Below are 6,416 nucleotides of genomic sequence, written 5' to 3'. Positions count from 1 at the left end.
CAGTCATCTTCCTCGAAAACGAGATCCTGTACGGGCGCACCTTCGATGTTCCTGAGATGGAAGATTACACTGTCCCCTTTGGCAAAGCACGGATCTGGCGAGAAGGCGAGGACGTGACCATAGTGAGCTTTGGAATTGGCATGCAGTACGCGCTGCAAGCCGCAGAAAAACTCGCAGAAGATGGTGTCAGTGCTGAAGTGATCGATCTGCGGACACTTCGCCCGATGGATACAGCCAGTATCATCCGGTCCGTGATGAAAACCAACCGGTGCATCACGGTTGAGGAGGGCTGGCCACAGGGCTGCGTCGGCAATTACATCACCTCCGTAATCATGCAGGAGGCGTTCGATTATCTCGATGCGCCGGTGATCAACTGCACGGGCAAAGACGTGCCGATGCCCTATGCGGCCAATCTTGAAAAACACGCGCTGGTGACCACCGATGAGGTGATCGAAGCCGTGAAAAAAGTCACCTACAGGTAAGGAGCGCGTAGCATGCCCATTGAAATCCTGATGCCCGCCCTCAGCCCGACCATGGAAGAAGGCACGCTTGCCAAGTGGCACGTCAAAGAGGGCGACACCGTCTCGTCCGGCGACATTATGGCCGAGATTGAAACCGACAAGGCGACGATGGAATTCGAAGCCGTTGACGAAGGTAAGATTGGCAAAATTCTGATCAGCGAAGGGACTGAAGGCGTTAAGGTGAATACTGCAATCGCCGTGTTGCTTGAGGATGGCGAAAATGCCGACGACATCGGTGAGACCGGATCTGCGCCGAAAGAAGAAGCCTCGTCCAGCGCAGCCCCCGCAGAAGCATCCGACGCAACGTCGCCTGCCGCAGGTCACGGGCGCGGCGCCACGGATGCCACGCCGGCACCGGCTGCGTCCGGTGGCTCCCGGATCTTTGCGTCACCGCTTGCACGACGGATCGCCGCCGACAAGGGTCTTGATCTGAGCGCCATCAAGGGCTCCGGCCCGCATGGCCGTATCGTGAAGTCGGATGTGGAAAACGCCAAAGCCGGCGCCGCTCCCGCAAAAGAGACCGCACCGGCGCCGAAGGATGCTGCCCCCGCTGCAAAACCGGCCAGCGGACCGGGAGCGGATGCTGTTATTGCCATGTATGAGGGACGTGAATTCGAAGAAATCGCGCTCAACGGCATGCGTAAAACCATCGCTGCCCGACTGACCGAAGCGAAACAGTCGATCCCGCATTTCTATCTGCGCCGTGATATCGAGCTGGACGCACTGATGAAATTCCGCGCTGATCTCAACAGGCAGCTGGAAAGCCGTGGCGTCAAGCTCTCGGTCAATGATTTCATCATAAAAGCCTGCGCACTCGCGCTGCAGGCTGTGCCGGATGCAAACGCCGTCTGGGCCGGTGACCGCATTCTCAAGCTGACACCTTCGGATGTGGCGGTCGCGGTTGCCATCGACGGCGGCCTTTTCACACCCGTTCTCAAAGATTCCGAGATGAAGTCTCTCTCCGCTCTCTCTGCGGAAATGAAGGATCTGGCCGCGCGCGCGCGGGACCGTAAACTGGCGCCGCATGAGTATCAGGGCGGCAGCTTTGCGATCTCAAACCTGGGGATGTTCGGGATCGATAATTTCGACGCGGTGATCAACCCGCCACATGGCGCGATCCTGGCAGTCGGCGCAGGCGTTAAAAAGCCTGTTGTCGGTAAAGACGGAGAGCTCGGGGTTGCAACCGTGATGTCGGTCACACTCTCGGTGGATCACCGGGTGATTGACGGCGCACTTGGCGCGCAGCTTCTTACCGCAATCAAAGAAAACCTTGAAAACCCGATGACGATGCTCGCCTGACAGGCAACAGCTTACACGCGTCAAAATGCAAAAAGGCCGGGGGCAGATGCCCCCGGCCTTATTTTCTTTCAGAGTTTCGAAGTTCAGCCGTGATCCGGTCCAAGCATATGATTCATGGAGACAGAGGGCTGGTCGCACCCTGCTTCTCCCACGATCCGTGCAGGAATGCCCGCCACAGTTTTGCATGGCGGCACTTCTTCCAGCACCACTGATCCTGCGGCAATCCGACTGCAGTTACCGACGCGGATATTGCCCAGAACCTTTGCACCGGCACCGATCAGGACGCCATCACCGATCTTCGGATGGCGGTCCTCTTCTTCCTTACCGGTCCCGCCAAGCGTCACGGAGTGCAGCATTGAAACGTTGTCCCCGACAACTGCTGTCTCTCCGATGACGATCGAATGGGCGTGATCAATCATGATCCCCTGCCCGATTTTCGCTGCCGGATGAATATCGACGCCAAAGATCTCGGACACGCGCATCTGCACGAAATAGGCCAGATCCCGGTGCCCCCCTTCCCAGAGGTAGTGGCCCACTCGATAGGCCTGCGTCGCCTGATATCCTTTGAAATAAAGGATAGGTTGCAGCAAACGATGGCAGGCCGGATCACGTTCGTAGATCGCAACAAGATCCGCACGCGCAGCCCGGATAAGTCCGGGGTCGGCCGCATAGGCCTCCTCAACAATCTCGCGCACCACCACCATCGACATCTCATTTGAAGCCAGTTTGGCGGCAATCCGGTAAGAGAGCGCTTTCTCGATGCTCTTGTGATGCAGGATACAGGCGTGCAGAAAGCCGCCCATTAAGGGCTCATCCAGTGCGGCCTGCCGGGCCTCCGAGCAGATCTGATCCCATGCCGGATCCACAGGGGTGATGTTTGTTTTAAGTTCTGCCATGGCGTTTATCCTTTTGCAGGTCTCAATAGACCATTTAGGTGCAAATCTCCAAACGCAAAGCTGTGATGGGTTGAATTCAGACCGGTGATGCCCCTGCCGCAGGCCAGTAATTTGTTCCACCGCCGTCCGGCAAACGCCGCCGCAGTACCAGCGCCCGATCTGCCTGACGCCAGAACGCGCGGGTCAGAGGCCTATATCCAGAACCGCTTTTGACCCTTCCCCGAAGCTCGCCGAAATCTGAGCCACTTCGATACTGAATGGCAGTGTCAGCCCGTCCGCGATCTGGTCCGCAACGCTATAGCTATATTCCGGCGCAGTGACAGCCAGTTCCCGTAATGTCACACCGCCCTTGATGATGCGAAAAGCATAGCGCTCAGTTTCCTCTCCGAGCGGGACATCAGGCGCATCCCAGCTGTCACCATCCCTGCGCGTGCGACGTGTCCAGCTGACATGCATCGCTCCATCAGAAAGCGCATGTCTGCTCAGATGAACCGGTGCATAAGGACGCAAACCGTTGCCGTCAAAAGCAATAACCTCCTCGACATAGGAAGGATCATCCACCGGACGCCGTGCAGCACCAATCCGCCAGGTCTGAGCCACGCCGCGCAGATTACGGCTGAGGTCGATCTGAGACGGAAACCCGTTCAGCAGGACAAACCACGACCCTGAAGGCCAGACGCCGGGCATCGTGGCGTCGGTTCCCAGCTGTCCCCTCAGACGGTGAGACAGATCATAGGTATCCTTTTCGACGATGTTGGCCGAACCAAACTGAAACACTTCCCAGTTCCCGGGCGTCCCGTCACCAATCGCAGCAAGGTTGGCACCACTGAGCAGGGCAGCCTGTTCCACGGAGCTCAGACTGCCACTCATCAGTTTCACCCGCAGGCCGGGGCCATTGTCATACCGGCCGCAGACCGCAGCTGACAGGACTGACTGTGTCACGCCCACAACTGACCGGGCAGTGATGACATCCAGCAGCCGGAAATCACCGGCGCCGGGTGACTGATAAACCGCCACCGTGCCAGGCCAGGGCTGTGCTGTGACTGCAATATGTGGCGCGTGCGGTGTTTCATCGCCACGGATCAGCGGCAGGTCCAGAAAGAGGGGAAACACCGGAGCGGGTGGCACAAAAGCACGCGGTCGCAAGACCTCATCTGTAAGTTCGGCGGATTTGTAAACATCAGGTTGAATGCGCACAGCCTCGACAAGCTGCAGGGCCCCCTGCTCCACCCGGTCGATCCGGTAGAGCGCATTGCCCTCGTTCTGGTCTCCGGCAAGCGTGATGACATCCCCCGCGCCCATACTCAGGCATGAGGGGGGCAGCGCAAAGCGGATAGCCTCACGCGCGACACGCGCTTCAGCCAGCCATCTTTCCGCCGTCTGCCGTCCTTCAGTGCGGGTCAGAGCAATAGGAATCTCCGAACTGGAGACGGCATGGATCTGCTCGTTCGCCATGACCGCTTCTTCTGCATAGACATCAAAATCGCCATCCGCCTGAATGAAGCGCAGACGCACGCGTCCGTCCATCTCTGCTTCCGGGGCGCGGATCTGTTCAATGGCGCCGTCGAGATCTCTGCTCAGAGCCACCCGTTCGCGGGTGAGCGGCACCGCGCCTTTGCCACTACGCATCCGGAACTCAAGCTGCCCGTCCCGCTCGACCGCATCGAAGGAATAACGCAGCATCAGAGGCTGCAGAGCCGCCCGTGCATCACTGATATCGCTAACAACATAACCCCGGACACTGCCGTATAGGCGACTTACATCAAAAGCCACCAGTCCCGCCTTGGTACAGATAGAGGTGGTCCTAGATATTAGACCAGTTTGCAGCCTTGTTAAGATGGATCAGGGTTTCATTTAGGCTGCCAATCTCATTGGTTCTGTTTTGCTGACATAGGCCACATCAGGGGTCAAGATGACGTGGGTCGAGTGCGGCCGTTCAGCGTTGTAATAGGTTAGCCACTTGCCAATCCCGGCGCGCATTTCTGAACCTGTCTCGAAGGCATTCAGATAGATGCATTCATACTTCAGCGACCGCCACAGACGTTCGATCATGCGATTGTCGCGCCATGCGCCTTTGCCATCCATACTGATCGTGATCTTTGCGTTAGTCAGTACGTCGATCCACGCGCCACTGGTAAATTGGCTGCCCTGATCGGTGTTGAAGGTTTCCGGCTTACCGTGTTTGGCGAGGGCTTCTTTCAAAGCCTCTACGCAGAAGTCCGCATCCATGCTGTTTGACAGCCGCCAGGCCAGCACCTTGCGGCTGTACCAATCCATGATGGCCACAAGGTACAGGAAGCCTCGTCGCATGGGGATGTAGGTGATATCTGCGCACCAAACCTGATTTGGACGGTCGATGACCGCGTCCCTCAGTAGGTAAGGCCAGATCTTGTGCTGCGGATGCTTCTTGCTGGTGTTGGGTTCCTGATAGATCGGCACCAAACGCATAAGCCGCATCAATCGACGCACGCGATGACGACCGCATTTATGGCCCTTGCGTTTCATGTACCGTGCCATTTGGCGCGATCCGTACCATGGTGTTTCCAGGAATTGCTTATCAATTATTTCCATGAACCGCAGGTTCTCGGCGCTCTCGCCGACGGGCTGATAGTAAAGCCGCGACCGCGACAGCTGCAACAGTTCGCACTGTTTACGAAGACTTAATGTATGATCCCGGCTCACCATTTTTTGCCTCGCGTCCCGAGCAACTGATGCGAGGCGCCCGCTAAAAAATCCCGTTCCACCACAAGTTGGCCGATCTTGGAATGCAGCTTGTCGACGTCAGCGGCACTCACTGACTCGGGCGTCGAACCTTTGCGGGTAAAGGCAGTCGCCATATTCTCTATCGCCGCTCGCTTCCAAGTACCGATCTGCGTTGGATGCACGCCATACTTCTTGGACAACTCCGCCAGCGTCATCTCTTCACGGATCGCTTCAAGCGCAACCTTGGCTTTAAACTCGGGCGAATGGTTCTTTCGTTTCTTCATCTTGGATCACTTCTTTCGTCATGCGATCCACCTTAACGACTGGTCTGAATTTCCGCGACCACCTCTGATCTCGGTTACAACCGAGGCCAGCGATCGCGCCGACGTGCGGCCATTTATCCAGTGGCCGCGCGCATAATTTTCGCAGTCGCTCCACTGTTCAGGATTGTTCGGGAAATACGGATAGGGACGCGCGTCCCATGCCCAGACGAAACCGCGGTCCATGTTCACCATCGGCGCTCCGTACAGGGCTGAGACCGGGTTGTTGGCCGGCGTATCCCAGTACGATACCATCGCCCGCAGGTACTGCGCCTGTATCAGATCATCCCGTCCCCCGCTGGAGAAATGCGGCAGCGCGCTTTCGGATGACTTCGGATCAAGAAATTTGTTGGGCTGGTTATTACCTTTATCGACACTTGCGCACCCGTATTCGTCGACCCAGGCGGCGTCGAACTGTGGTCCGCGCAACCCTTCGGGATCGTATGCTGAGTGTACTGTTGCAATCGCGCCGTTTGGCCAGACCAGACGCTTGCGTCCGGCTTCCCAGACGGGTCTGCGGTCGGGCGGCGAACAGGCGAGTATCCCGCTGTCGCCAAAAATCATCACTTCGCGGACCTGGTCGATGGTCTCCCCCACCAGCGCCACACGGCGCGACCGGCCCTCATCGAGCGGCTTTGCGCCCTCGACCTGCGCGCGCACCCATTCGGCACCCGCAC

The 6,416-nt window shown here is 57.8% G+C and carries 5 protein-coding genes and 2 pseudogenes; 2 read left to right on the top strand and 5 right to left on the bottom strand.

Annotated features, from left to right (window positions below; all coding sequences use genetic code 11):
* Together Q0M35_RS16280 and Q0M35_RS16275 are read left to right on the top strand one after the other, a co-directional pair.
* Positions 1 to 482 (top strand): transketolase C-terminal domain-containing protein (locus Q0M35_RS16280; protein ID WP_295317284.1); only part of this gene is annotated, 482 nt, incomplete at its 5' end.
* Positions 483 to 494: 12 nt separating this feature from the next.
* The gene (locus Q0M35_RS16275) at positions 495 to 1,820 is read left to right on the top strand and encodes a pyruvate dehydrogenase complex dihydrolipoamide acetyltransferase (RefSeq protein WP_295317282.1); all 1,326 of its coding nucleotides are present in this window, start codon (positions 495 to 497) and stop codon (positions 1,818 to 1,820) included.
* A gap of 83 nt (positions 1,821 to 1,903) precedes the next feature.
* Here Q0M35_RS16275 and cysE read toward each other — a convergent pair whose 3' ends face one another.
* The 5 genes and pseudogenes from cysE to Q0M35_RS16250 all read right to left on the bottom strand — a co-directional run.
* Positions 1,904 to 2,716, bottom strand: a complete 813-nt coding sequence (gene cysE, locus Q0M35_RS16270) for a serine O-acetyltransferase (protein ID WP_295317280.1) — start codon at positions 2,714 to 2,716, stop codon at positions 1,904 to 1,906.
* A 183-nt stretch (positions 2,717 to 2,899) separates the two neighbouring features.
* Positions 2,900 to 4,489 carry a phage tail protein gene (locus Q0M35_RS16265; protein WP_295317276.1) on the bottom strand — a complete coding sequence of 530 codons (1,590 nt, stop codon included), beginning with the start codon at positions 4,487 to 4,489 and terminating at the stop codon, positions 2,900 to 2,902.
* Between the two features lie 81 nt (positions 4,490 to 4,570).
* A protein-coding gene (locus tag Q0M35_RS16260) for an IS3 family transposase (RefSeq protein WP_295317273.1) occupies positions 4,571 to 5,703 on the bottom strand; the annotation gives its coding sequence in 2 pieces (ribosomal slippage) (positions 4,571 to 5,424 and positions 5,424 to 5,703; 1,134 coding nt in all).
* Positions 5,704 to 5,769: 66 nt separating this feature from the next.
* Positions 5,770 to 6,132, bottom strand: a pseudogene (locus tag Q0M35_RS16255) (glycoside hydrolase TIM-barrel-like domain-containing protein); the annotation flags it as partial.
* A pseudogene (locus tag Q0M35_RS16250) lies at positions 6,130 to 6,416 on the bottom strand (terminase family protein); the annotation flags it as partial. The pseudogenes Q0M35_RS16255 and Q0M35_RS16250, both read right to left, overlap by 3 nt.

The organism is Roseobacter sp., from assembly GCF_024639605.1.
Taxonomy (GTDB): Bacteria; Pseudomonadota; Alphaproteobacteria; order Rhodobacterales; family Rhodobacteraceae; genus Roseobacter.
This window is presented reverse-complemented; position numbering and strand designations above follow the sequence as displayed.